At 70.7% G+C, this 23477-nt stretch carries 20 protein-coding genes; 3 read left to right on the top strand and 17 right to left on the bottom strand.

The window, feature by feature from the left end:
• Positions 1–53 precede the first annotated feature (53 nt).
• Genes ruvX through ACIRF8_RS29670 form a run of 4 tightly spaced genes read right to left on the bottom strand, consistent with a single transcriptional unit; the run spans position 54 to position 3973 of the window.
• A complete protein-coding gene (ruvX, locus tag ACIRF8_RS29685) occupies positions 54–518 on the bottom strand; it encodes a Holliday junction resolvase RuvX (RefSeq protein ID WP_404219669.1) in 465 nt (154 codons plus the stop codon).
• The gene (gene alaS / locus ACIRF8_RS29680) at positions 518–3190 is read right to left on the bottom strand and encodes an alanine--tRNA ligase (RefSeq protein WP_404219667.1); all 2673 of its coding nucleotides are present in this window, start codon (positions 3188–3190) and stop codon (positions 518–520) included. The genes ruvX and alaS overlap by 1 nt, the downstream gene beginning before the upstream one ends.
• Positions 3190–3519: a DUF6167 family protein gene (locus tag ACIRF8_RS29675; RefSeq protein ID WP_404219665.1), complete on the bottom strand. Its 330-nt coding sequence runs from the start codon at positions 3517–3519 to the stop codon at positions 3190–3192. Before ACIRF8_RS29675 ends, alaS begins: the two co-directional genes overlap by 1 nt.
• A 7-nt stretch (positions 3520–3526) precedes the next feature.
• Positions 3527–3973, bottom strand: coding sequence for a DUF948 domain-containing protein (locus ACIRF8_RS29670; protein ID WP_404219663.1), 447 nt, complete (start codon positions 3971–3973; stop codon positions 3527–3529).
• 157 nt (positions 3974–4130) lie between these two features.
• Here ACIRF8_RS29670 and ACIRF8_RS29665 point away from each other — a divergent pair, with 157 nt between their 5' ends.
• Positions 4131–6341: an ATP-binding protein gene (locus ACIRF8_RS29665; protein WP_404219661.1), complete on the top strand. Its 2211-nt coding sequence runs from the start codon at positions 4131–4133 to the stop codon at positions 6339–6341.
• A 30-nt stretch (positions 6342–6371) separates the two neighbouring features.
• Here ACIRF8_RS29665 and rpsD read toward each other — a convergent pair whose 3' ends face one another.
• The 5 genes from rpsD to ACIRF8_RS29640 all read right to left on the bottom strand — a co-directional run bounded on the left by rpsD (position 6372) and on the right by ACIRF8_RS29640 (position 11532).
• Entirely contained in the window at positions 6372–6986 is a 615-nt protein-coding gene (gene rpsD, locus ACIRF8_RS29660) for a 30S ribosomal protein S4 (RefSeq protein WP_404219659.1), read from the bottom strand.
• A gap of 376 nt (positions 6987–7362) precedes the next feature.
• Positions 7363–8721, bottom strand: coding sequence for a replication-associated recombination protein A (locus tag ACIRF8_RS29655; RefSeq protein ID WP_404219657.1), 1359 nt, complete (start codon positions 8719–8721; stop codon positions 7363–7365).
• Positions 8722–8766: 45 nt separating this feature from the next.
• Positions 8767–9408: a vitamin K epoxide reductase family protein gene (locus tag ACIRF8_RS29650; protein ID WP_404219655.1), complete on the bottom strand. Its 642-nt coding sequence runs from the start codon at positions 9406–9408 to the stop codon at positions 8767–8769.
• A gap of 137 nt (positions 9409–9545) precedes the next feature.
• Positions 9546–10808, bottom strand: coding sequence for a histidine--tRNA ligase (hisS, locus tag ACIRF8_RS29645; protein WP_404219653.1), 1263 nt, complete (start codon positions 10806–10808; stop codon positions 9546–9548).
• 13 nt (positions 10809–10821) lie between these two features.
• Positions 10822–11532, bottom strand: a complete 711-nt coding sequence (locus ACIRF8_RS29640) for an MBL fold metallo-hydrolase (protein ID WP_404219651.1) — start codon at positions 11530–11532, stop codon at positions 10822–10824.
• A gap of 167 nt (positions 11533–11699) precedes the next feature.
• Between ACIRF8_RS29640 and ACIRF8_RS29635 the strand changes: the two genes are divergently transcribed.
• Together ACIRF8_RS29635 and ACIRF8_RS29630 are read left to right on the top strand one after the other, a co-directional pair.
• On the top strand, positions 11700–12554 hold the full coding sequence (locus ACIRF8_RS29635; protein WP_404219649.1) for a peptidylprolyl isomerase: 855 nt from the start codon (positions 11700–11702) through the stop codon (positions 12552–12554).
• 136 nt (positions 12555–12690) lie between these two features.
• Positions 12691–13923, top strand: coding sequence for a DUF349 domain-containing protein (locus ACIRF8_RS29630; protein WP_404219647.1), 1233 nt, complete (start codon positions 12691–12693; stop codon positions 13921–13923).
• A gap of 75 nt (positions 13924–13998) precedes the next feature.
• Here ACIRF8_RS29630 and ACIRF8_RS29625 read toward each other — a convergent pair whose 3' ends face one another.
• From ACIRF8_RS29625 to ruvC, 8 genes are all read right to left on the bottom strand, one after another.
• Positions 13999–16545: a RelA/SpoT family protein gene (locus ACIRF8_RS29625; protein WP_404219645.1), complete on the bottom strand. Its 2547-nt coding sequence runs from the start codon at positions 16543–16545 to the stop codon at positions 13999–14001.
• A 170-nt stretch (positions 16546–16715) separates the two neighbouring features.
• Positions 16716–17255, bottom strand: coding sequence for an adenine phosphoribosyltransferase (locus ACIRF8_RS29620; protein WP_404219644.1), 540 nt, complete (start codon positions 17253–17255; stop codon positions 16716–16718).
• Positions 17256–17410: 155 nt separating this feature from the next.
• Positions 17411–18529 (bottom strand): protein translocase subunit SecF, encoded by a 1119-nt coding sequence (secF, locus tag ACIRF8_RS29615; protein WP_404219643.1) that lies wholly within the window; start codon positions 18527–18529, stop codon positions 17411–17413.
• A 1-nt stretch (position 18530) separates the two neighbouring features.
• Positions 18531–20309, bottom strand: coding sequence for a protein translocase subunit SecD (gene secD, locus ACIRF8_RS29610; protein ID WP_404219642.1), 1779 nt, complete (start codon positions 20307–20309; stop codon positions 18531–18533).
• A gap of 149 nt (positions 20310–20458) precedes the next feature.
• A complete protein-coding gene (gene yajC / locus ACIRF8_RS29605; protein ID WP_404219641.1) occupies positions 20459–20962 on the bottom strand; it encodes a preprotein translocase subunit YajC in 504 nt (167 codons plus the stop codon).
• Between the two features lie 168 nt (positions 20963–21130).
• Positions 21131–22204 carry a Holliday junction branch migration DNA helicase RuvB gene (gene ruvB / locus ACIRF8_RS29600; RefSeq protein WP_404219639.1) on the bottom strand — a complete coding sequence of 358 codons (1074 nt, stop codon included), beginning with the start codon at positions 22202–22204 and terminating at the stop codon, positions 21131–21133.
• Positions 22205–22255: 51 nt separating this feature from the next.
• On the bottom strand, positions 22256–22867 hold the full coding sequence (gene ruvA / locus ACIRF8_RS29595; protein WP_404219637.1) for a Holliday junction branch migration protein RuvA: 612 nt from the start codon (positions 22865–22867) through the stop codon (positions 22256–22258).
• Positions 22864–23412 (bottom strand): crossover junction endodeoxyribonuclease RuvC, encoded by a 549-nt coding sequence (gene ruvC / locus ACIRF8_RS29590; RefSeq protein ID WP_404219635.1) that lies wholly within the window; start codon positions 23410–23412, stop codon positions 22864–22866. Before ruvC ends, ruvA begins: the two co-directional genes overlap by 4 nt.
• Positions 23413–23477 lie beyond the last annotated feature (65 nt).

Genomic DNA, 23477 nt, shown 5'->3' with positions numbered 1-23477 from the left:
GTGCGGCGGCTGTTCGAACGCCACCGATCGCGCGGAACGTTACCGTATCGCGATCAGACAACCACTTCGACGCCCTCGCCAGGGGGCCGCCCCGACGCCCGTTCGGACTCCAGGGCCTGCTGGAGGATGATGACGGCGGCGGCCTGATCGATGACAGAACGGCCCTTTTTGGACTTCACGCCCGAGGCGCGCAGGCCCTGACCGGCCGAGACTGTGGTCATCCTCTCGTCCAGGAGCCGCACCGGGACGGGCGCGATGCCGCGCGCCAGCTCCGTCGCGAAGCCGCGGACCTTGACCGCCGCCGGGCCCTCGCCCCCCTTGAGGGAGCGTGGGAGCCCGACGACGACCTCGATCGGCTCGTACTCCTCGACGAGTTGCCGCAGCCGCCGGTGGGCGGCCGGGACATCGCGTCCCGGCACCGTCTCCACGGGGGTCGCGAGGATCCCGTCGGGGTCGCAGGACGCGACCCCGATCCGGGCGTCCCCCACGTCGATCGCCAGCCGGCGGCCTCTGCGCATCAGTGGGCCGTCTCCCCGACGAGGCGCTCGACGGCGTCGATGGCGTCGCCGATGGCGGCCGGGTTCTGGCCACCGCCCTGGGCGACGTCCGGCTTGCCGCCGCCACCGCCACCGAGGGTCTTGGCGGCGGCGCGGACCAGGTCACCGGCCTTGAGGCCGCGGTCGCGGGCGGCGTCGTTGGTGGCGATGACCGTGAGCGGCTTGCCGCCCGCCGTGGTGAACAGGGCGACGACCGCGGCGCGACCGCCCTGGATGCGGCCCCGCACGTCGAGGACCAGCTTGCGCAGGTCGTCGGCGGAGGTGCCGTCCGGGACCTGGCCGGTGACGAGGGCGACACCGCGGACGTCCTTGGCGGAGTCGACGAGCCCGCCGGCGGCCTGGAGGACCTTCTCCGCGCGGAACTTCTCGATCTCCTTCTCGGCGTCCTTGAGCTTGCCGAGCATGGCGGAGATCTTCTCGGGCAGCTCCTCGCTGCGGCCCTTGACCAGCTCCTGGAGCTGGGCGACGACCGTGTGCTCCTTGGCGAGGAAGTTGTACGCGTCGACGCCGACCAGGGCCTCGATCCGGCGCACACCGGAGCCGATGGACGACTCGCCGAGCAGCTTCACCAGGCCGAGCTGGGCGGTGTTGTGCACGTGCGTGCCGCCGCACAGCTCCTTGGAGAAGTCGCCGATGGTGACGACGCGGACGCGCTCGCCGTACTTCTCGCCGAACTCGGCGATGGCGCCCTGCTTCTTGGCGTCGTCGATCGACATGACCTCGGCCTGCACGTCGAGTTCGCGGGCCAGGACCTCGTTGATCTTCTGCTCGACGTCCGTCATCACGGCCGTGGGCACGGCGGAGGGCGAACCGAAGTCGAAGCGGAAGCGGCCCGGCTGGTTCTCCGAACCGGCCTGGGCGGCCGTCGGGCCGAGCGCGTCGCGCAGCGCCTGGTGCGTGAGGTGCGTCGCCGAGTGGGCGCGGGCGATGGCCCGACGGCGGTTCACGTCGATGACGGCCTGCGCCGGGGCGCCGACGGTCACCTCGCCGACCTGGACGACGCCCTTGTGGACGTAGACGCCGGGGACCGGCCTTTGGCAGTCGCGGACCTCGATGACGGCGCCGCTGTCCAGCTTGATGCGGCCGGTGTCGCCGATCTGGCCGCCGCCCTCGGCGTAGAACGGGGTGCGGTCGAGGACGACCTCGACCTCGTCGCCCTCGGTGGCGGCGGGCGAGGAGACGCCGTTGACCAGCAGGCCGACGACGGTGGACTCGCCGGTGGTCGAGGAGTAGCCGATGAAGTCGGTGGCGCCGGCGGCGTCCGCGATCTCACGGTAGGCGCCCATGTCGGCGTGGCCGGTCTTCTTGGCCTGCGCGTCGGCCTTGGCGCGCTCGCGCTGCTCCTTCATCAGGCGCCGGAAGCCGTCCTCGTCCACGGAGAGGCCCTGTTCGGCGGCCATCTCCAGGGTGAGGTCGATCGGGAAGCCCCAGGTGTCGTGGAGCAGGAACGCCTGGTCACCGGCGAGGACCGACTTGCCGGCGGCCTTGGTCTCGGCGACGGCGGTGTCGAGGATGTTCGTGCCGCCCTTGAGGGCCTTGAGGAAGGCGGCCTCCTCGGCGAGCGCGACGGTCTCGATGCGCTTGCGGTCGGTGATCAGTTCCGGGTACTGCTGCCCCATCGTGTCGATGACGACGCCGATCAGGTCCTTCACGACCTGGCCCGTGGCGCCGAGGATGCGCATGTTGCGGATGGCGCGGCGCATGATGCGGCGCAGCACGTACCCGCGTCCCTCGTTGCCGGGGGTGACGCCGTCGCCGATGAGCATGGCGGAGGTGCGGATGTGGTCGGCGACGACGCGCAGCGAGACGTCGCTCTCGTGCTTGTCGCCGTAGCGGACGCCGGTCAGCTCGGTGGCCTTGTCCATGACGACGCGCAGGGTGTCCGTCTCGTACATGTTCTGTACGCCCTGGAGGATCATGGCGAGGCGTTCGAGACCGAGACCCGTGTCGATGTTCTTCGACGGCAGGTCGCCGAGGATCTCGAAGTCCTCCTTGCCGATGCCCTGGCCGCGCTCGTACTGCATGAAGACCAGGTTCCAGATCTCCACGTACCGCTCGTCGTTGACCGCCGGGCCGCCCTCTTCGCCGAACTCGGGGCCGCGGTCGTAGTTGATCTCGGAGCAGGGGCCGCAGGGGCCGGGGACGCCCATGGACCAGAAGTTGTCCTTCTTGCCCAGGCGCTGGATGCGCTCCTTGGGGACGCCGACGACCTCGTGCCAGATGCGCTCGGCCTCGTCGTCGTCGAGGTAGACGGTGATCCAGAGCTTCTCCGGCTCCAGGCCGTAGCCACCCTTGTCCTGGGGCGAGGTCAGCAGCTCCCAGGCGTACTTGATGGCGCCTTCCTTGAAGTAGTCGCCGAACGAGAAGTTGCCGCACATCTGGAAGAACGTGCCGTGGCGGGTCGTCTTGCCGACCTCTTCGATGTCCGGTGTCCGCACGCACTTCTGCACGCTGGTCGCGCGCGGCGCGGGCGGCTTGACCTCGCCCAGGAAGTACGGCTTGAAGGGGACCATGCCCGCCGGCACGAGCAGCAGAGTCGGGTCGTCCGCGATGAGCGACGCCGAGGGCACGACCTTGTGGCCACGCTCCTCGAAGAAGCTCAGCCAGCGGCGACGGATTTCAGCCGACTCCATCAGTGGTCCTCATTCCCATGGTTCTCGATGTACTTGGGGTGTGTCGTGGTGCGGTTCTCGACGATCGCGAAGCGGCGCGCGGGCAGGGGCTCGGCGTCGACCGGGCCGGTCAGGCCCAGGGCGTCGCCGAGCTGGGCCTCGCGGTCGGCCATGTTGTCGCGGACGTCGAGAGCGAAGTCCTTGAGCTTGTGACCCGCCTCGACCGCCTTGTTGGCGGCCTGCACGGCGAGGCTCTCGGGCGTCAGTTGCCTGAGCTTGCGGTTGACCTTGGTGGTGGCCCACACGCCGGCGGCGGCGCCGGCGCTGAACCAGAACGTACGACGGAACATCGCTGGGTCAGTCCCTCTTATTCCGGTTGGCCCGCTCGGCCCGGCGCGCCTTCGTGACCGGGCGCCCCACGATCACGGTGCGACGGGTCTGCTTGGGGGGCGCGTCCTTGGTGCGCCCGCCGATGGCCCGGCGCACCCCGTACCCGAACGCCGCGACCTTGACCAGCGGGCCGCCGAAGGTGGAGGCCACGGTGGAGGACAGGGCCGACGCGTTCGACGTGACTTCCTGGACGTCCGAGGCGATCGCGTCGACCCGGTCGATCTGGGTCTGCGCGGAGCGCACCGCGCTCGACGCGTCGGCGAGCAGCGGGACGGCCTGGTCGGTCACGTCCGCGACCAGCTTCGTGGTCGCCCTGAGCGTCTGGGCCAGTCTCGCGAGCGCCACCGCGAGGAAGGAGACCAGGATCGCCCAGAAGACAGCCACCAGGATCCCGGCCACCTCTCCACCGGACACTCGGCACCGCTCCCTAGCTCTGCTGGACATCGAAAAGTCGTCCCCCGAGCCTATCGCGCCCCGCCCCGCTCTCCGTACCGCATTCCCGCTGGGTGCGGGGCCGGTTCGGCCGGAGCGATTGTACGGACTGCGTACGGATGGGTACGCTCCGTGTCCCATGCGACGCTTTCCGCGCCCCGACGGCCCCGCGGCCGGTCCTCCGCGCCCCGGGAACCTGCCCCATGAGACGAACCGTTTCATCGGTCGTGCCGCCGAACTCGGCGCGCTGCGCGGGACGCTGGAGACCGCCCGCCTGGTCACGGTCACCGGCGCGGGAGGGGTCGGCAAGTCCCGGTTCGCCGCGCATGTCGCCGCCCGCACGCCGGAGCACACGCGCCCGGACGGGGTGTGGCGGGTGGAGCTGGCCGCGGTGCGGCAGCCCGAGCTCGTCGCGTACACGGTCCTGGAGGCGCTCGGGCTGACCGACCACACCACGCGCCCGCCGCGCCGGGTCCTGGTCGACCATCTCGCCGAGCGACGGCTCCTGCTCGTCGTCGACGGCTACGAGCATCTCGTGGACGCGTGCGCCTCGCTCGTCCGGGACCTGCTCCGGGCCGCGCCCGGGCTGCGGGTCCTCGCCGTGGGCCGCAGGCCGCTGTCGCTGGAGGGCGAGCATCTGTTCCCGCTGGCCCCGCTGACGGCGGCGGACGCCGTGGAGCTGTTCGCGGACCGCGCGGCGGCGCTGCTGCCCGGCTTCGCCCTGGACGACGACCGCCTGGGCGACGTGACGGAGGTGTGCCGGCGCCTGGACTGCCTGCCGCTGGCGGTGGAGCTGGCGGTGGGGCGGCTGCGGGCCCTGTCCCCCGCCCAACTGATGGAGCGCCTCGACGACCGGTTCCGGCTGCTGACGGGCGGCGGCCGGGACACGCTGCCGCGCCACCAGACGCTGCGGACGGCGATCGGCTGGAGCCATGAACTGTGCACGGCGCAGGAGCGGCTGCTGTGGGCACGGCTCTCCGTCTTCTCCGGCCAGTTCGACCTGGAGGCGGCCGAGTACATCTGCGGCGGTGAGGGGCTGCGCGCGGACGCGGTCCTGGACGTGCTGCACGAACTCCTCGCCCAGTCCGTCGTCGCCCGCGAGGAATCGGCGGCCGGGGTGCGCTACCGGATGCTCGACACGGTGCGGGCCTACGGCGCCGAGTGGCTGGAGCAGACCGGCGACGGCCGCCGGATGCGGCGCCGGCACCGGGACTGGTACATGGGCCTGGCGACCTGGTGCGAGCTGGACTGGTTCTCGGCGCGGCAGGGCGAGGTGGCGGCCCGGATCGACGCGGAGCTGGCGAATCTGCGGACGGCGCTGGAGTTCTGCCTCACCGAGCCGGGCGAGACGCACCTGGGCCAGTATCTGGCGGGCACGCTGTGGTTCTACTGGGCGGGCTGCGGGCGGCTCGCGGAGGGGCGGCACTGGCTGGAGCGCAGCGTCGGCCTGGACGACCCGGCCGGCGGGGACGCGGCCACGGAGTACGGCGGCTCCCGCCTCAAGGCGCTGTGGGTCCTCGGGTACGTGGCGATCCTCCAGGGCGACACCGTGTCCGCCCTCGCGGCGCTCCAGGAGTGCCGCGAGGAGGCGGAGCACAGCGGTGACGCGACGGCGCTCGCGTACGCGGTGCACCGCACCGGCTGTCTGGCCCTGGTGACGGACGACATGCCGCGCGCCGAGCGGCTGCTGCGGGCGGCGCTCACCCGTTACCGCGAGATCGGCGAGCTCAACAGCAATGTGCTGATGGGCCAGGTCGAGCTGGCGATGGCGGTGGCGTTCCAGGGAGATCTGGCGCAGGCAGTGGCGCTGTGCGAGGACGTGCGCCAGGTGTGCGAGGCCCACGGTGAGCGCTGGACCCTCGCCTACGCGCTCTACGTCCTCGCGTACGCGGCGTGGCACGACGGCGATCTGGCCGGGGCCCGTGCGCTTCTGGAGGAGTGCCTGGTCATCGACCACCAGTTCCACGATCTGCTCGGCACGGTGTTGTCGATGGAGCTGCTCGCCCTGATCACGCTGACGGAGGGGGACGCGGCGGAGGCCGCGGTGCTCCAGGGCGCGGCGGGCGGGATCTGGCCCTCGGTCGGACTGCCGCTGTTCGGTTCGGACCACTACAACGGGCCGCACGAACTCTGCGAGCGGCGGGCCCGCGCCGATCTGGGCGATGCCCGGTTCGACGAACTGGCGCGCGCCGGCGAGCGGTTGGGGCACGACGAGGCCGTGGCCCGGGCGCTCGGCCGGGGTGAGCGCGAGCGGGTGGCGGCGGTGCTGCGTCCGGTGCGTGCGAGCGCCCCGGAAACGCGTGAACCCGCCGCCTCCCCCACCGCGAACGGCGGGGAGACGACGGGCTGAAACGCAGGGTGAGCTACGTCCGCCGGTCGGTCAGCGGGCGTAGTACTCGACGACGAGCTGCTCGTCGCAGATCACGGGGATCTCCTTGCGGTTCGGGTCACGGTCCAGGCGGAAGGCCAGGGCCTTCAGGTTCACCTGGAGGTAACGCGGGGTCTCGCCGTCGGCGGCGAAGCCACCCTCACGCGCGACCTGGAACAGCGGCTTCTCGCGGCTGCGCTCGCGGACCATCACGACGTCGTCGGGACGGACGCGGAACGACGGCTTGTCGACCTTGCCACCGTTGACCTCGATGTGGCCGTGGACGACCATCTGACGGGCCTGGTAGATCGTGCGGGCGATGCCCGAACGCAGCAGCAGGGCGTCGAGACGCCGCTCCAGCTCGATGACCAGGGCCTCGCCGGTCTTGCCCTCGGCCTTCTTGGCGCGGTCGTAGGCGCGGGCCATCTGCTTCTCGCTGATGTCGTACTGCGCGCGCAGACGCTGCTTCTCGAGCAGACGGACCTTGTAGTCCGAGTTCTGCTTGCGGCCGCGGCCGTGCTCACCCGGCGGGTAGGGGCGGGCCTCGAAGTACTTGACGGCCTTCGGGGTCAGCGCGATGCCGAGGGCACGCGACTTCTTGACCTTGGGGCGGGACTGGTTCGCCATGAACCAAACACCTCATGTTTCGGATGCGAATACGGCTTCACCAGGGTTTGGGGAGGTCGCATCCGCAGCTCGGGAAACCCTTCACGTCACAAGGACGGGCAGGGCAGCCGCTCCCGGGGCTGGGCACATACGTGCAGCACGCGAGTGGCCCACCGACCGGTTCCCGAAGCTTCGGGGGGTGGTGGGCTGCCCGCGACACCTTCGACGGTGCGCGACGCTCCTGGATCCCCATGCCTCGCGGTGTGGGGGATCCGGCTGGATGTCCCGCTCTGGTGGTGCCGGTCTCCCTTTCGGGACACCGGGCGCGGGACGCAGCACTTCGCAGAAGTCTACCGGATGTGACGGGAGCGCGGCGCCGGGCCCCGCAGCGGCCGGGTCATCCGCTCGATTCGCCGCGCAGCCGCTCCCTGACCCGCTCCACCACGTCCGCGTACCGCGCCTCCGCGCCGTAGCGCGTCGGCTCGTAGTAGCGGCGGCCGGCGATGGCGTCCGGCGCGTACTGCTGGGCCGCGATGCCCCCGGGCACGTCGTGCGGATACACGTAGCCCTGCGCGTGGCCGAGCTTGGCGGCGCCCTTGTAGTGGCCGTCGCGCAGGTGCGGCGGGACCGGGCCCGCGAGCCCCTTGCGTACGTCCTCCATGGCGGCGCCGATGGCGGTCGTCGCCGCGTTCGACTTGGGGGCGAGGGCGAGGGCGATCGTGGCGTGGCTCAGGGTGAGGGCGGCCTCGGGGAAGCCGATCATCGCGACGGCCTGGGCCGCGGCGACGGCGGTGGGCAGCGCCGTCGGATCGGCGAGCCCGATGTCCTCGCTGGCCGAGATCATCAGGCGGCGGGCGATGAAGCGGGGGTCCTCGCCCGCCTCGATCATGCGGGCCAGGTAGTGCAGGGCCGCGTCCACGTCCGAGCCGCGGATGGACTTGATCAGGGCGCTGGCGACGTCGTAGTGCTGGTCGCCGTCGCGGTCGTACTTCACCGCGGCGCGGTTGACCGTCTCCTCGACGCTTTCGAGGGTGACGCTCTCCTCGCCCTTGTCGAGAGCGGCACCCGCCGCCGCCTCCAGGGCCGTCAGCGCGCGGCGCGCGTCGCCGCCCGCGACCCGCAGCAGGTGCTCCTCGGCGTCCGCGTCGAGCGTCAGGGCGGAGCCGAGGCCCCGCTCCTCGGTCAGGGCCCGGGACAGCAGGCTCCGCAGGTCGTCGTCGGTGAGCGGTTCGAGCGTCAGCAGCAGGGAGCGGGACAGCAGCGGGGAGATCACCGAGAAGTACGGGTTCTCGGTGGTCGCCGCGATCAGCGTCACCCAGCGGTTCTCCACGGCGGGCAGCAGCGAGTCCTGCTGCGCCTTGCTGAAGCGGTGGATCTCGTCGAGGAAGAGGACGGTCTCCTTGCCGTGGCCGCCCATCGCGCGGCGGGCGCCCTCGATGACGGCGCGGACCTCCTTGACGCCCGCGGTGATCGCGGACAGCTCCACGAACCGCTTGTTGGTGGCCTTGGAGACGACGTACGCCAGGGTGGTCTTGCCGGTGCCGGGCGGGCCCCACAGGATCACCGAGGACACCCCGGCCGGGCCGCTGCCGCCCTCACCCACCAGGCGGCGCAGCGGCGAGCCCTGCTTGAGCAGGTGCTGCTGTCCGACGACTTCGTCGAGGGTGCGCGGGCGCATCCGGACGGCCAGGGGACTCGCGGACGGGTCCTTCTCCTGGCGGTCCTCGGCTGCGGCGGTGAACAGGTCGGGCTCCACGACGAAAACCCTATGTCACGCCACTGACAACGCCGGAGACGGTGGTCAGGCCCAGAGCTTGTCGCCCCAGCGCGTGAAGATCAGCACGGCGATGATGCCGATGTGCACGACGGGCAGGGCCCAGGTGAAGTCGGTGAAGAACGTCTTGAGCCAGCGCGGCGCCGGCAGGAAGTCGTTGCGGACGTTGAACGACGTGACGTACCAGAACATCAGGATCGTGGCGACCCAGGCGAGGGAGCACCACAGGCACAGCGCGTTGATCCGGTACAGGGACTCGAACTGGAGCCAGGTCACGAAGCCGACGCCGAAGAGGCAGCCCGCGTTGAAGACCAGCCAGTACCAGCGCGGGAAGGTCGCCCGGGCCAGCAGGCTCATGCCGACGCAGACGACGATGCCGTACGCGACGAGTCCGAGCATCGGGTTCGGGAAGCCGAAGACCGACGCCTGGTCGCTCTTCATGATGCTGCCGCAGGAGATGACCGGGTTGATGGAGCAGCCCGGTGTGAAGCCCGGGTCCTCCAGGAGCTTGAACTTGTCGAGCGTGATGACCCACGCGGCGAGCACGCCCGCGGCTCCGGTGATCACGAGGAGCAGCGCCAACGCGCGGCTGCCACCGGCAGGCCGGGGTCGGCCCACGGCGCCGGAGTCGTGGGAGACGCTGTCACCTGCTGTTGTCGTCTTGCTCATCACGCCGATCCGTAGGTGAGGAGTGGGGCCTGCGGGCAGGGTCATTGTGCCGTACGGGCGCCGCTGTCCACCGTTCGATCGGCATAAGGAAGCGGGGCCACGCGGGTCTGTCTCCCCGTGGCCCCGCTCCTCGGAGATCAGCCGAGCTTGTTCTTCAGGACGGTCACGACCTCGGCCACCGCGACGGCCTCCTGCTCGCCGGAGGCCATGTCCTTGAGCTGGACGACGCCCTCGGCGAGATCCCGCTCACCGGCCACGATCGTGTAGCGGGCGCCCGACCGGTTGGCGTTCTTCATGGCGCCCTTGAGTCCCTTGCCGCCGAAGGAGAAGTCCGCCGAGACGCCGGCCCTGCGCAGCTCCGTCACCTTGCCGAACAGGACGCGGCGCGCCTCGTCGCCGAGCGGCACGGCGAACACGCTGGTCGTGGCGGGCAGTTCCAGTGCGACGCCCTCCGCCTCCAGGGCGAGGACCGTGCGGTCGACGCCGAGGGCCCAGCCGACGGACGGCAGCGAGGGGCCGCCGATCATCTCGGACAGGCCGTCGTAGCGCCCACCGCCGCCCACCGCGGACTGCGAGCCGAGACCGTCGTGGACGAACTCGAAGGTCGTCCGCGTGTAGTAGTCGAGGCCGCGCACCAGCTTCTCGTCGTCCTCGAAGGCGACGCCCTCGGCGAGGAGGAGCTCCCGCACCTGCTCGTGGTACGCCTTGCACGCGTCGCACAGGTAGTCGCGCAGCGAGGGCGCCCCGACGAGCTGCTTCTGGACGTCGGGGCGCTTGTCGTCGAGGACGCGCAGCGGGTTGATCTCGGCGCGGCGCAGCGTCTCCTCGTCGAGGTCGAGGCCGCGCAGGAAGTCCTGGAGAGCGGCCCGGTAGACGGGACGGCACTCCTTGTCGCCGAGCGAGTTCAGCAGGATGCGGAAGTCGCGCAGACCCAGCGAGCGGTACGCCTGGTCGGCCAGGATGATCAGCTCGGCGTCGAGCGCCGGGTCCTCCGCCCCGATCGCCTCGGCGCCGACCTGCGAGAAGTGGCGGTAGCGGCCCTTCTGGGGGCGCTCGTAGCGGTAGTACGACCCCGAGTACCAGAGCTTGACCGGGAGGTTGCCCGCCTTGTGGAGGTTGGCCTCCAGGGCGGCGCGCAGCACGGACGCGGTGCCTTCGGGGCGCAGGGCGAGCTTGTCGCCGCCCTTGGTCTCGAAGGCGTACATCTCCTTGGTGACGATGTCGGTGGACTCGCCGACACCGCGCGCGAACAGCTCGACGTTCTCGAAGCCGGGCGTCTCGATGTAGCCGTAGCCGGAGTCGCGCAGCGGCGCGGAGATCGCCTCACGGACGGCGAGGTACTTCGCGGAGTCCGGCGGGGTCAGGTCGTACGTGCCCTTGGGGGCCTGAAAGGTGCTCACGGGGTTCTTCTCGTCACATTCCTCGTCGGGGAGCCTCGGTCGAGGGTCCCTGGCCGGCGGCCACCTGCCGCAGATACGGGTTGGTGGCGCGTTCCTGGCCGATGGTCGTCTGGGAGCCGTGCCCGGAGAGGACCACGGTCGAGTCGTCGAGCGGCAGGCACACGCGGGCCAGCGATTCGAGCATGTCGTCCATGGAGCCACCGGGCAGGTCGGTGCGTCCGACGGAGCCGGCGAAGAGCAGGTCGCCCGAGAAGAACACCGGCGGTACGTCACCGGTCTCGGGCATCCCGAACGTCACCGACCCCTTGGTATGGCCGGGCGCGTGCGCGACGGTGAAGTCGAGACCGGCCAGGCGCAGGGCCGCGCCGTCGGACAGCTCCCGTACGTCGTCGGGCTCCCCCACCGTGAGCTCACCCATCAACTGGGCGCCGATGGAGCGCCCCAGCGCCTTCTCCGGGTCGCTCATCATGTAGCGGTCGCAGGGGTGGATCCAGGCGGGCACGTCGTGCGCGCCGCAGACCGGGACGACCGAGGCGACGTGGTCGATGTGGCCGTGCGTGAGGATGACGGCGACCGGCTTGAGCCGGTGCTTCCTGAGCGCTTCCTCGACTCCCTGGGCGGCCTGGTGGCCCGGGTCGATGATCACGCACTCCTCACCGGCGGCGGGGGCGACCAGGTAACAGTTGGTGCCCCAGGCCCCGGCGGGGAACCCGGCAATCAGCACGATCGTCCTTCGTATGTCGTCGGTACGGCGTCGGAACCACGGAATGCGGCAGATCAGAGCCTACCGGCGCTGCCGTTTCCACAGCGAACCCATATACGGTACGGGGCACCAACTGACGGTCCGACCCGCGAAGAACACGGTCACGAGACGTACGAGGAGAACACCCGGTGGTCACCAAGGATCAGCGGCAGCGTCAGCTCGCCCGGGAGAAGTTCCTGCGCCAGCAGCAGCGTCGTGAGACCGCGCGGCGCAAGGCCCGCACCCGTAACACCGTGATCGCCGCGGTGCTCGCGGTGGCCGTGCTCGGCACGGGCGGCGCGTACGCCGCCGGCGCCTTCAAGAGCGACGACAAGAAGACGTCCGCCGGTTCCGAGCCGAGCGCGAGCCCGTCCGCGTCGAAGGCCCCGGACCCCTGTGAGAAGCCCGCCGAGGGGAAGGCGAAGACGGCCACCTGGAAGAAGGAGCCGGCGATGACGATCGACAAGTCGGCGGACTACTCGATGAAGCTGGCCACGACCTGCGGCGACATCGACATCGACCTGAAGGCGTCGGCCGCGCCGCACACGGTGAACTCGTTCAACTACCTGGCGGGCAAGGGCTTCCTGGACCACACCAAGTGCCACCGCCTGACCACCGAGGGCATCTACGTCCTTCAGTGCGGCGACCCGACGGGCACCGGCCAGGGCGGGCCGGGGTACACGATCCCGGACGAGAACCTGAAGGACTCCTCGCTGAAGAAGGCGGAGAAGCAACAGGGCACGCAGCTCTACACGTTCCCGGCAGGCACCCTCGCGATGGCGAACACCGGGCAGAAGCACACCGGCGGAAGCCAGTTCTTCCTCGTCTACAAGGACAGCAAGCTCCCGGCGACGTACACCCCGTTCGGAACCATCTCCGATTCCGGCATGAAGGTGCTGAACAAGATCGCGAAGGCGGGGGCGCAGCCGGCGGACCAGACCACGGGCAACACGGCGCCGAACGCGACCGTGGTGATCAACAAGGGGACCGTGACCAAGTCCTGACCTGCTGGCTGCCAAACTTCGGTCGCACGGGATGCGGACAGCCGCCCCGCCGGTCGCCTATGTTGGCCGTGACGAAACTGTGGACGATGCCCGGGGGCCCACGAGTCCCCCGCAGGCATCATGTGGAGGAGGCGCTGTGAGCAGCGACCCGTGGGGCCGCGTCGACGAGACGGGGACCGTGTACGTGCGTTCGGCCGACGGCAGTGAGCGAGTCGTCGGCTCGTGGCAGGCAGGCTCTCCTGACGAGGCCCTGGCCTACTTCAAGCGCAAGTACGACGGTCTGGTCGTCGAGATCGGGCTCCTCGAGCGCCGGGTGCAGACGACCGACCTGTCGGCGAAGGACGCCTCGGCCGCCATCGAGCACCTGCGGGAGCAGGTGACGGACGCGCATGCGGTCGGCGACCTGGACGCGCTGGGCAAGCGGCTCGACAAGCTCGTGGAGTCCGTCGAGGCGCGCCGCGAGGAGCGCAAGGTCCAGAAGGCCAAGCAGTCCGACGAGGCGCGGCACGCCAAGGAGGCGCTGGTCGTCGAGGCGGAGGAGCTGGCCCAGTCCGAGCAGTGGCGGGCGGCGGGTGAGCGGCTGCGCGCCCTGGTGGACATCTGGAAGGGTCTGCCGCGCCTGGACCGCAAGTCGGACGACGAGTTGTGGCACCGCTTCTCGCACGCCCGGTCGGCGTTCTCCAAGCGCCGCAAGGCCCACTTCGCGTCGCTCGACGCGCAGCGCGAAGAGGCCCGCAAGGTGAAGGAGCAGTTGGTCGCCGAGGCCGAGGCCCTGTCGAGCTCGCAGGACTGGGGCGCCACGGCGGCCCGGTACCGCGAGCTGATGACGGACTGGAAGGCGGCGGGCCGGGCGCAGCGCGAGCACGAGGACGATCTGTGGAACCGCTTCCGCGGCGCCCAGGACGTGTTCTTCGCGGCCCGCAGCGCGGTCTTCGCCGAGCGCGACGCCGAACAGGGCGAGAACCTCAAGCTCAAGGAGGAGCTGGCCGCCGAGGCGGAGAAGCTCCTGCCGGTCGGCGACCTGAAGTCGGCCCGTGCCGCGTTCCGCTCGATCAACGAGCGGTGGGAGGCCATCGGCCACGTACCGCGTGACGCCCGCCCGAAGGTCGAGGGCCGGATGCACGCGGTGGAGCGCGCCCTCCAGGAGTCGGAGGAGGCCGAGTGGCGCCGGACGAACCCGGAGGCACGCGCGCGTGCCGCGGGTCTGACGGGCCAGTTGCAGGCAGCGGTCGACAAGCTCACGGGCCAGGTCGAGCAGGCGCGCGCGCAGGGCAACAACGCGAAGGCGGACAAGCTCCAGAAGGAGCTGGACGGCCGTCAGGCGCTGCTCGACCAGGCGCTCAAGGGCCTGGAGGAGTTCGGCGGCTGACGCCCGTCGAGTACGGAGTGTGAAGCGGCCCCGGGGTGCACCCCGGGGCCGCTTCCCGTGCGTCGGCGCGCCGGACTACGGCCGCCGGGTCGACGTCACGCGGTACACGTCGTAGACACCCTCGACCCCGCGGACCGCCTTGAGGACGTGGCCCAGGTGCTTGGGGTCGCCCATCTCGAACGTGAAGCGGGACGTGGCCACCCGGTCGCGCGAGGTCTGCACGGCCGCGGACAGGATGTTGACGTGCTGATCCGAGAGGACCCGCGTCACGTCCGAGAGCAGCCGGGAGCGGTCCAGAGCCTCGACCTGGATGGCGACCAGGAAGACCGACGACTGGGTGGGCGCCCACTCGACCTCGAGGATGCGCTCGGGCTCGCGGGACAGGGAGTCCACGTTGACGCAGTCGCTGCGGTGGACCGAGACGCCGCTGCCGCGCGTGACGAACCCGATGATGGGGTCGCCCGGCACCGGCGTGCAGCAGCGCGCCAGCTTGACCCAGACGTCGTCGACGCCCTTGACCACCACACCCGGGTCGGCGTTCGCCCGGCGCTTGGAGCGGCCCCGCGAGGGCGGTGCGCTCTCGGCGATGTCCTCGTTGGCGGCTTCCTCGCCACCGAGCGCCTGCACGAGCTTCTGCACGACGGACTGGGCCGTGACATGGCCCTCGCCGATGGCGGCGTACAGGGAGGAGATGTCGGGGTAGCGCATCTCGTGCGCGAGGGTGACGAGGGAGTCGCCCGTCAGGATCCGCTGGATCGGCAGGTTCTGCTTGCGCATGGCGCGCGCGATGGCGTCCTTGCCCTGCTCGATCGCCTCGTCGCGGCGCTCCTTGGAGAACCAGGCGCGGATCTTGTTGCGCGCCCGCGGCGACTTGACGAAGCCCAGCCAGTCCCGGGAGGGCCCGGCGCCGGCCGCCTTGGAGGTGAAGACCTCCACCAGGTCACCGTTGTCCAGGGTCGATTCGAGCGGTACGAGCCGCCCGTTGACCCGCGCTCCTATGGTGCGGTGACCGACCTCGGTGTGGACCGCGTAGGAGAAGTCGACGGGGGTGGCGCCCGCGGGGAGCGCTATGACGTCCCCCTTCGGGGTGAACACGAACACCTCGTTGCGCGACAGGTCGAAGCGCAGGGACTCCAGGAACTCGCCCGGGTCCTCGGTCTCCTTCTGCCAGTCGAGGAGCTGGCGCAGCCACGCCATGTCGTTGAGGTGGTCGTCCTTGCCGGTGGTGCGCGGCGCGTCGCTGCGCACCTTGGAGGCACCGGCGACGGCCTCCTGCTTGTACTTCCAGTGCGCGGCGATGCCGTACTCGGCGCGGCGGTGCATGTCGAACGTACGGATCTGGAGCTCGACCGGCTTGCCGTTGGGTCCGATCACCGTGGTGTGCAGCGACTGGTACATGTTGAACTTGGGCATCGCGATGTAGTCCTTGAACCGCCCCGGAACCGGGTTCCAGCGGGCGTGGACCGTGCCCAGTGCCGCGTAGCAGTCGCGGACCGTGTCGACGAGGACGCGGATGCCGACCAGGTCGTAGATCTCCGCGAAGTCACGGCCGCGGACGATCATCTTCTGGTAGACGCTGTAGTAGTGCTTCGGTCGTCCGGTGACGGTGGCCTTGATGCGGGCCGCGCGCAGGTCGGACTGCACCTCGTCGGTCACTATGGCCAGGTACTCGTCGCGCTTGGGCGCGCGCTCGGCCACGAGCCGCACGATCTCGTCGTACATCTTGGGGTAGAGGATCGCGAACGCGAGGTCCTCCAGCTCCCACTTGATGGTGTTCATGCCCAGGCGGTGGGCGAGCGGCGCGTAGATCTCCAGGGTCTCGCGCGCCTTCTTCTCCTGCTTCTCGCGCTTGAGGTAGCGCATGGTGCGCATGTTGTGCAGGCGGTCGGCGAGCTTGATGACCAGGACGCGCGGGTCCTTGGCCATGGCGACGACCATCTTGCGCACGGTCTCAGCCTGCGCGGCCTCACCGAACTTGACCTTGTCCAGCTTGGTCACGCCGTCGACGAGGAGGGCGACCTGGTCGCCGAAGTCGCGGCGCAGCGTGTCCAGGCCGTACTCGGTGTCCTCCACGGTGTCGTGCAGCAGACCCGCCATGAGCGTGGCCGGGTCCATGCCGAGTTCGGCGAGGATCGTCGTCACGGCCAGCGGGTGCGTGATGTACGGGTCGCCGCTCTTGCGCTTCTGCCCGCGGTGCCAGCGCTCGGCGACCTGGTAGGCGCGCTCGATCTGGCGCAGCGTCGACGTCTCGATCTTGGGATCGTTGCCGCGCACGATCCGCAGCAGCGGCTCCAGGACCGGGTTGTACGGGTTCGAGCGCTGCACACCGAGGCGGGCGAGGCGGGCACGGACGCGGTTGGAGGAGCCGGAGCGGGCCGCGGGCTGGTTCGCGGTGGCGCGGGCGGGGGGTGCCGGCGTGGCGCGGGCGGGGGGTGTCGGGGTGGCGCGCGAGGGCTCGGCGGAGGGCTTGGGACGTGGCTGCTCGGCCGCCTTGCCGTCCTGGGCACCGGTGGGCTTCGTGGGGCTCTGCCCGTGCTTGGCGGGCGTGCCGGAGGAAGCCGCGGCCTGGTCGGCCTGCTGGTCGGGCTTGGCGGCGATGAGTGGCTTGGCCTCGTCTGGCAACGGCGCTCCTCGTGCGCGACGGGTCCCCGTTCAGGTCCCGGAGACTCCATGGTATCGATCCTGCGCCGGACGAACGCATTCGGCCGGTGGGAGACCCCTGATACGGGAGAAACACCGGAGGCGGGCACCGGATTCCGCCGGGCCCGCCTCCAAGGCCGTGTTCCGGGGGCCTAGACGGCCAGGAGGGCGTCCAGCGGGGCGCCTCCGAGCGCCGGTTCCACGCGTGCGCGGCCGGGCAGGAAGCCGAGTTCCATCAGGACGGCCACGCCCGCGATCTCGGCGCCGGCCCGGCGGATCAGGTGCAGGGCGGCCTCGGCGGTGCCGCCGGTGGCCAGCACGTCGTCGATGACCATGACGCGGTCGCCGACCGCCAGGTCCTCGGCGTGGACCTCGATCTCGGCGGACCCGTACTCCAGGTCGTAGGACTGCGAGAGCGTCGCGCCGGGGAGCTTGCCCGCCTTGCGTACGGGGATGAAGCCGAGGCCCGCGCGGACGGCGACGGGGGCGCCCAGGATGAAGCCGCGCGCCTCCAGGCCGACGACCTTGGTGGCGCCGCGTCGCACGCACAGCTCGGCGAGCGCGTCGGTGAGGGCCGTGAAGGCCGCCGGGTCCGCGAGGAGCGGGGTGATGTCCTTGAACATCACCCCGGGCTGCGGGTAGTCGGGAACGTCGCGGATACGGCTGAGGAGCAGTTCCTGGATGTCGGTCATTTCTGCACCTCAGGGCGTGTGTGCGGGGATTTTCGACGAGTGTGCGGCGGTTTCGCGCGGTCGAAACCCTAGCAGCCGTTCCCCGGCAGGAACGGCGCGGGCGCCAGGAGCCTGGTCGGCTCCTGGCGCCCGTGTGACGCGATGCGGTGGCCGGGTCAGCGGCGCTTGCCCGAGGGGCGGCCGCGACCGCGGTTGCGGGACGGCTGGTTGCGCGGGCCCGCGCCCGCGGGGGCGGCGTCCTCCGGCTCGCTCTGCGGTCCGCCGTCCGCCTGGTGGCCCACGAGGGCGGCGGTGTCGGGCTGTGCCGCCGCGGAGGCCCGCTTGGCGAGCACCCGCTTCTTGAGGGCCTTCATCTTCGGGTCGCGTTCCTTGAGGTCGGCGACGAGCGGAGTGGCGATGAAGATCGACGAGTACGCACCGGCGGCAAGGCCGACGAAGAGCGACAGCGAGATGTCGTTCAGCATGCCGGCGCCGAGGAAGCCGCCGCCGATGAACAGCAGGCCCGCGACGGGCAGGAGCGCCACGACCGTGGTGTTGATCGAGCGCACCAGGGTGCTGTTGATCGACCGGTTCGCGATGTCGCTGTAGGTCCAGCGGGTCTGCTTCTCGATGCCCTTCGTCTGCTCCTTGAGCGAGTCGAAGACGACGACCGTGTCGTAGAGCGAGTAACCGAGGATCGTGAGCAGACCGATCACCGTGCCCGGCGTGACCTCGAAGCCCACCAGGGCGTAGATCCCGACGGTGATGGTGATGTCGTGGATCAGGGCGACGAGCGCCGCGACCGCCATGCGCCACTCGAAGGCGATCGCCAGATAGATCACGACCAGGACCATGAAGATGGCCAGGCCCTGCCAGGCCTTGTTGGCGATCGTGTCACCCCAACTGGGGCCGACCAGATCGGCGTTGATCTTGTTGGCGTCGATGCCCATGTCCTTGGACAGCTCGTCCGCGATCTGGTCCGACTTGCCGGTGTCGATGCCCGCGATCTGGATGCGCAGGCCGCCCGTGCCGAGCTCCTGCACGATCGCGTCGTGACCGGACGCCTTCTCCGCGTACTCCTCCGCCTTGGCGGCCGAGACGCTGGTCTTGGGCGTCGTGAAGACGGCGCCGCCCTCGAAGTCGATGCCCATGTTCAGGCCGCGGACCCCGAGACCCAGGATGGCCGTGATGGTGATGAGGATGGAGACGCCGTACCAGATCTTGCGCTTGCCGATGAAGTCGTAGCCGACCTCACCGCGGTGGAGCCTGGCACCGAGATTGCCGAGCTTCGACATCTCACGCCTCCTTCGGGTCGACAGGGCCGGCGGTGGCACGGCGGGTGGAGCTCCGGCGCAGCGGGGGCTGGACACCGAGGCCCTTGGGGTCGAGACCCGACCACTTGTGTCCACCGGCGAAGAACTTCCTGCGGGCCATGAGCGTCATCAGCGGCTTCGTGAAGAGGAAGACGACGACGACGTCGAGCAGGGTGGTCAGGCCGAGCGTGAACGCGAAGCCCTGGACCTTGCCGACGGTCACGATGTAGAGCACCGCGGCCGCGAGGAACGACACGAAGTCGGAGACGAGGATCGTGCGCCGGGCGCGCGGCCAGGCACGCTCGACGGCGGGCCGCACGGAGCGGCCCTCGCGGATCTCGTCCCGGATCCGTTCGAAGAACACGATGAACGAGTCCGCGGTGATACCGATGGCCACGATCGCACCGCAGACGGCCGGCAGGTTCAGCGCGAAGCCGATGGCAGGGCCGAGCAGGGTCATGAGCGTGTACGTGAGGATGCCGGAGGCGACAAGCGAGGCCAGGGCGATGAACGACAGGCCCCGGTAGTAGAGCACCAGGTAGATGACGACCAGGGCGAGGCCGATGGCGCCCGCGATCAGACCGGCGTGGAGCTGCTCACCGCCGAGGGCCGCGGTCACCGTGGTGACGCTCTGCTCGTGGAAGGTGAGCGGCAGGGCGCCGTATGACAGCACGTTGGCCAGGTCCTGGGCGGATTCCTGGGTGAAGCTGCCGGAGATCTCGGCGTTGGCGCTCAGCGTCGAGCTGACGCTGGGGGCGGAGACCACGTCGCCGTCGAGCACGATGGCGAACTGGTTCATCGGCGACTGCTGGTCCTTGAGCTTGCTGGTCGTCGCCGCGAACTTCTTCGAGCCGCCGCCCGTGAAGTCCATGTTGACGACCCACGCGCCGGACTGCTGGTTGATGGTCGCCTGGGCCTTCTTGACGTCCTTGCCGTTCACCTCGGAGGGGCCGAGGATGTACTTCTCCCACTGGCCCTGCGAGTCCTTGCCGCACGCGACGATGGTGTCGGCCGGCTTGGCGCCCTCGTTGACCTTCGTCCGGGCCGCCTTGTCGGTGCAGTCGAGGTCCGTGAACTTCTTCTGCAGCGCGGCGGTCGCCGGGTCGGCGGACGCGCTCGCGGACGGCGTCGGGGAGGCCTTGTCGTCCGCCTTGTCGCTCGCGGAGGCGCTCGGCGTGGCGTCGGCCTTCAGGGCGTCGCTGACGGCGCGGCCCTGGGAGGTGGCACCGGCGGACGGCGTGGACGAAGCCTTGTCGGTCGCCTTGTCGGTCGCCTTGTCCGTGCTCTTGTCGGTCGCCTTGTCCGGGGCCGAGGCGCTCGGGGACGGGCTCGCGGAGGGGTTGCCCGTGGGGGCGCCCGCGGCCACCGTCAGCACGGGGCGGAAGTAGAGCTGAGCGGTCGTGCCGACCTGCTCACGCGCCTGCTTCTGGTTCGTGCCCCGGGGGATGTTGACGATGATGTTGTTGTTGCCCTGCGTCTGGACCTCGGCCTCGGAGACACCCATGCCGTTGACACGGCGGTTGATGATGTCCGCCGCGGTGTCCATGTTGGTCTTGTTGATCGCGTTGGGCTGGCCCGGCTCGTTCTTGGCCTCCAGCGTGATGCTGGTGCCGCCCGCGAGGTCGATGCCGAGGCGCGGCGTGAACGTACCGGAGAGGAACATCCCCCCGACGAGCGCCACCATGATGATCACGATCAGGCTCAGAGCACGGCCGGGCTTGCTCTGTGCGCCTGCCCCTCGGCTCTTGGTAGGTGTGGCCACCTTCTCGTACTCCCTCTCCATCCGTCCGGCATCGGGGGTTCGTGCCCGAGATTGACCGGACGGCCATGAAATGGTCGAGAATCCACGCGGGTGCCGCACGAGACGGAACCGCGGCGACGCAAGCGGTCGCCCCGCGGCTCCGGTCGTGACTACTTCGCGTCGGACTCGCCGTCGGTCTTCTTCGGCTCCGCATCGGCGGCCTTGTCGCCGTCGGCGACGGGCTCGGCGGCCGGGCCGGCCTCGGCCGCCTCGTTCTTGCCGAGGTCGACGCGCGAGTCGTCAGCGGCGGCGGTCTCGTCGGTCGCGGTGAGGGAGGACGCGTCGTCCGGCACGAGGGGGGTGTCGGTCGCCTCGTCGTCCTCCGTGGCTTCCACACCGTGGACGATGCGGTTGTACTCGTCGTCGGAGAGCACGGCGCCGATCGCGTTCTTCGCGAACATGAGGTGGACGCCGGGGCCGGCGTCCAGGAGGACCGTGTCCTCGTTGACCTCCTTGACCGTGGCGTACATGCCCCCGATCGTGCGGACGCCGGAACCGGGCTGCATGTCATTGCGCATCGATGCGGCCGCCTGCTGCTTCTTCTTGGCGGACCGGGTCATCAGGAACATGGCCCCGATGAGCACGATGAACGGGAGGAGGGTCACGAGACTCACGGGTGGGAACTTCCTTCAGGCGACCGCGTCGAACAAAGCGGCCTTGTTGGGTTTGGGGGTGCACCGTCGCCCAAAAGGCGACCGTCGGCGGAGTCTAAGCGAGTCCGCACTGTGGGAACAACGCTCAGCATGGCACCGGGGTTCCAGGCCCGGCGAGTACCCGCGCCGTCACGCCCCGAAGAGGTCCCCTTGTCCGGTTGCGCCCGTTCTTCCCTGGGGCGGGGTGAGACCCAGGTGGGCCCAGGCGGCGGGGGTGGCGACCCGGCCCCTGGGCGTGCGCGCCAGAAGTCCCTCGCGTACGAGGAAGGGCTCGGCGACCTCCTCGACCGTCTCGCGCTCCTCCCCCACCGCGACGGAGAGCGTCGACAGGCCGACGGGACCGCCGCCGAACAGCTTGAGCAGGGCCTCCAGGACGGCGCGGTCGAGGCGGTCGAGGCCGCGGCCGTCCACCTCGTACACGGCGAGCGCGGCGGCGGCGATGTCCCGGTCGATTCGCCCGTCGGCCTTGACCTGCGCGTAGTCACGGACGCGGCGCAGCAGCCGGTTGGCGATGCGCGGGGTGCCGCGGGAGCGCCCGGCGATCTCCGCGGCCCCCTCGGTGTCGATCTCCAGGTCGAGGAGGTGCGCGGAGCGGTGGATGACCCGCTCCAGCTCGGCCGGCTCGTAGAACTCCATGTGTGCGGTGAAGCCGAAGCGGTCGCGCAGCGGGGGCGGCAGGAGGCCCGCGCGCGTGGTGGCGCCGACCAGGGTGAACGGGGGCAGTTCGAGGGGGATGGCGGTGGCGCCCGGCCCCTTGCCGACGATGACGTCGACGCGGAAGTCCTCCATCGCCATGTAGAGCATCTCCTCGGCGGGCCGGGACATGCGGTGGATCTCGTCGAGGAAGAGGACCTCGCCCTCCTGGAGGGAGGAGAGGATCGCGGCGAGGTCACCGGCGTGCTGGATGGCGGGGCCCGAGGTGATGCGGATCGGGGCGCCCATCTCCGCTGCGATGATCATGGAGAGGGTGGTCTTGCCGAGGCCGGGGGCGCCGGAGAGCAGGACGTGGTCGGCGGTGGCCCCGCGCGCGCGGGCGGCCCGCAGGACCAGGTCGAGCTGTTCCCTGACCTTCTCCTGGCCGATGAACTCGCCCAGGTCCTTGGGGCGCAGCGCCGCCTCGACGGCCTGGTCCTCGCGGTCGGCGACGGAGTCCACAAGGCGTTCGGGGTCCGGCGCCGCGTCGGTCGGGTCGTCCCAGTTCATTACGTGTGCCTCGCGTTGCGGTTCGGGAAGGGGGCGGTTCGGGGCGGGCGGCTAGCGGGTGCGGTTCAGGGTCTGCAGGGCCGCCTTGAGGAGCTGCCCCACCTGCGGTGCGCCCTCGGCCGCCTCGGCCTGCGGGGTGACCGCCGTGACCGCCTCGTCTGCCTCCCGGGTGGCGTACCCGAGGCCGATGAGCGCGGCGTGCAGTTGGTCGCGCCAGCCGCTGGTGACGGCGGTGCCGAGAGCGGGGCCGCCGGTGCCGAGGGGCTCGCCGAGACGGTCCTTCAGCTCCAGGAGCAGCTTCTGGGCACCCTTCTTGCCGATGCCGGGGACCGCGGTGAGCGCCTTCTCGTCGCCGGTGGAGACGGCGCGGCGCAGGGCGTCGGGGCTGTGCACGGCGAGCATGGCCTGGGCGAGGCGCGGGCCGACGCCGCTGGCGGTCTGGAGCAGCTCGAACGTCTGCTTCTCGTCGTCGTCCGCGAAGCCGTACAGGGTGAGCGAGTCCTCCCGTACGACGAGGGAGGTGGCGAGCTTGGCCTGCTGGCCGACCCGGAGCGTGGACAGGGTGTTCGGCGTGCACTGAACGGCCATGCCGACACCGCCGACCTCGACCACCGCGGCGTCGGGGGCGAGGGCGGCGACGGAGCCGCTGACGAAGGCGATCATGCGGTACGGCCTTTCGATGCGTGAGCTGCTTGAGCCGCGTGCAGCGCCACGGCTTGCTGGAGTCGGTTCTGCGCGGGGGCGCGCCAGATGTGGCAGATGGCGAGGGCGAGCGCGTCGGCGGCGTCGGCCGGCTTGGGCGGCGCGTCGAGCCGCAGGAGCCGGGTCACCATGGCGCCGACCTGGGCCTTGTCGGCGCGGCCGCTGCCGGTGACGGCGGCCTTGACCTCGCTGGGGGTGTGCAGGGCGACGGGGATGCCGCGGCGCGCCGCGCACAGCATGGCGACGGCGCTGGCCTGGGCGGTCCCCATGACCGTACGCACGTTGTGCTGGCTGAACACCCGCTCCACGGCGAGGAGTTCGGGCCGGTACTCGTCGAGCCACCGCTCGATGCCCTGCTCGATGGCGACCAGGCGGCTGCCCAGCTCGGCGTCCGCGGGCGTGCGGACGACGCCGACGCCGCGCATCGTCAGGGGCCGGCCCGCGACGCCCTCGACCACGCCGACACCGCACCGGGTCAGCCCCGGGTCCACGCCCAGTACGCGCACGCCGCTCCCCCACCTTCGATTGCCTGTTCCCGCAGGCTATCGGCTGTCACTGACAAAGCGGCGGG

It is taken from the genome of Streptomyces sp. NPDC102406 (genome assembly GCF_044765725.1).
Classification (GTDB): Bacteria; Actinomycetota; Actinomycetes; order Streptomycetales; family Streptomycetaceae; genus Streptomyces.
Note: the sequence above shows the minus strand (reverse complement) of the source record. Positions and strands in the feature narration are given on the sequence as shown.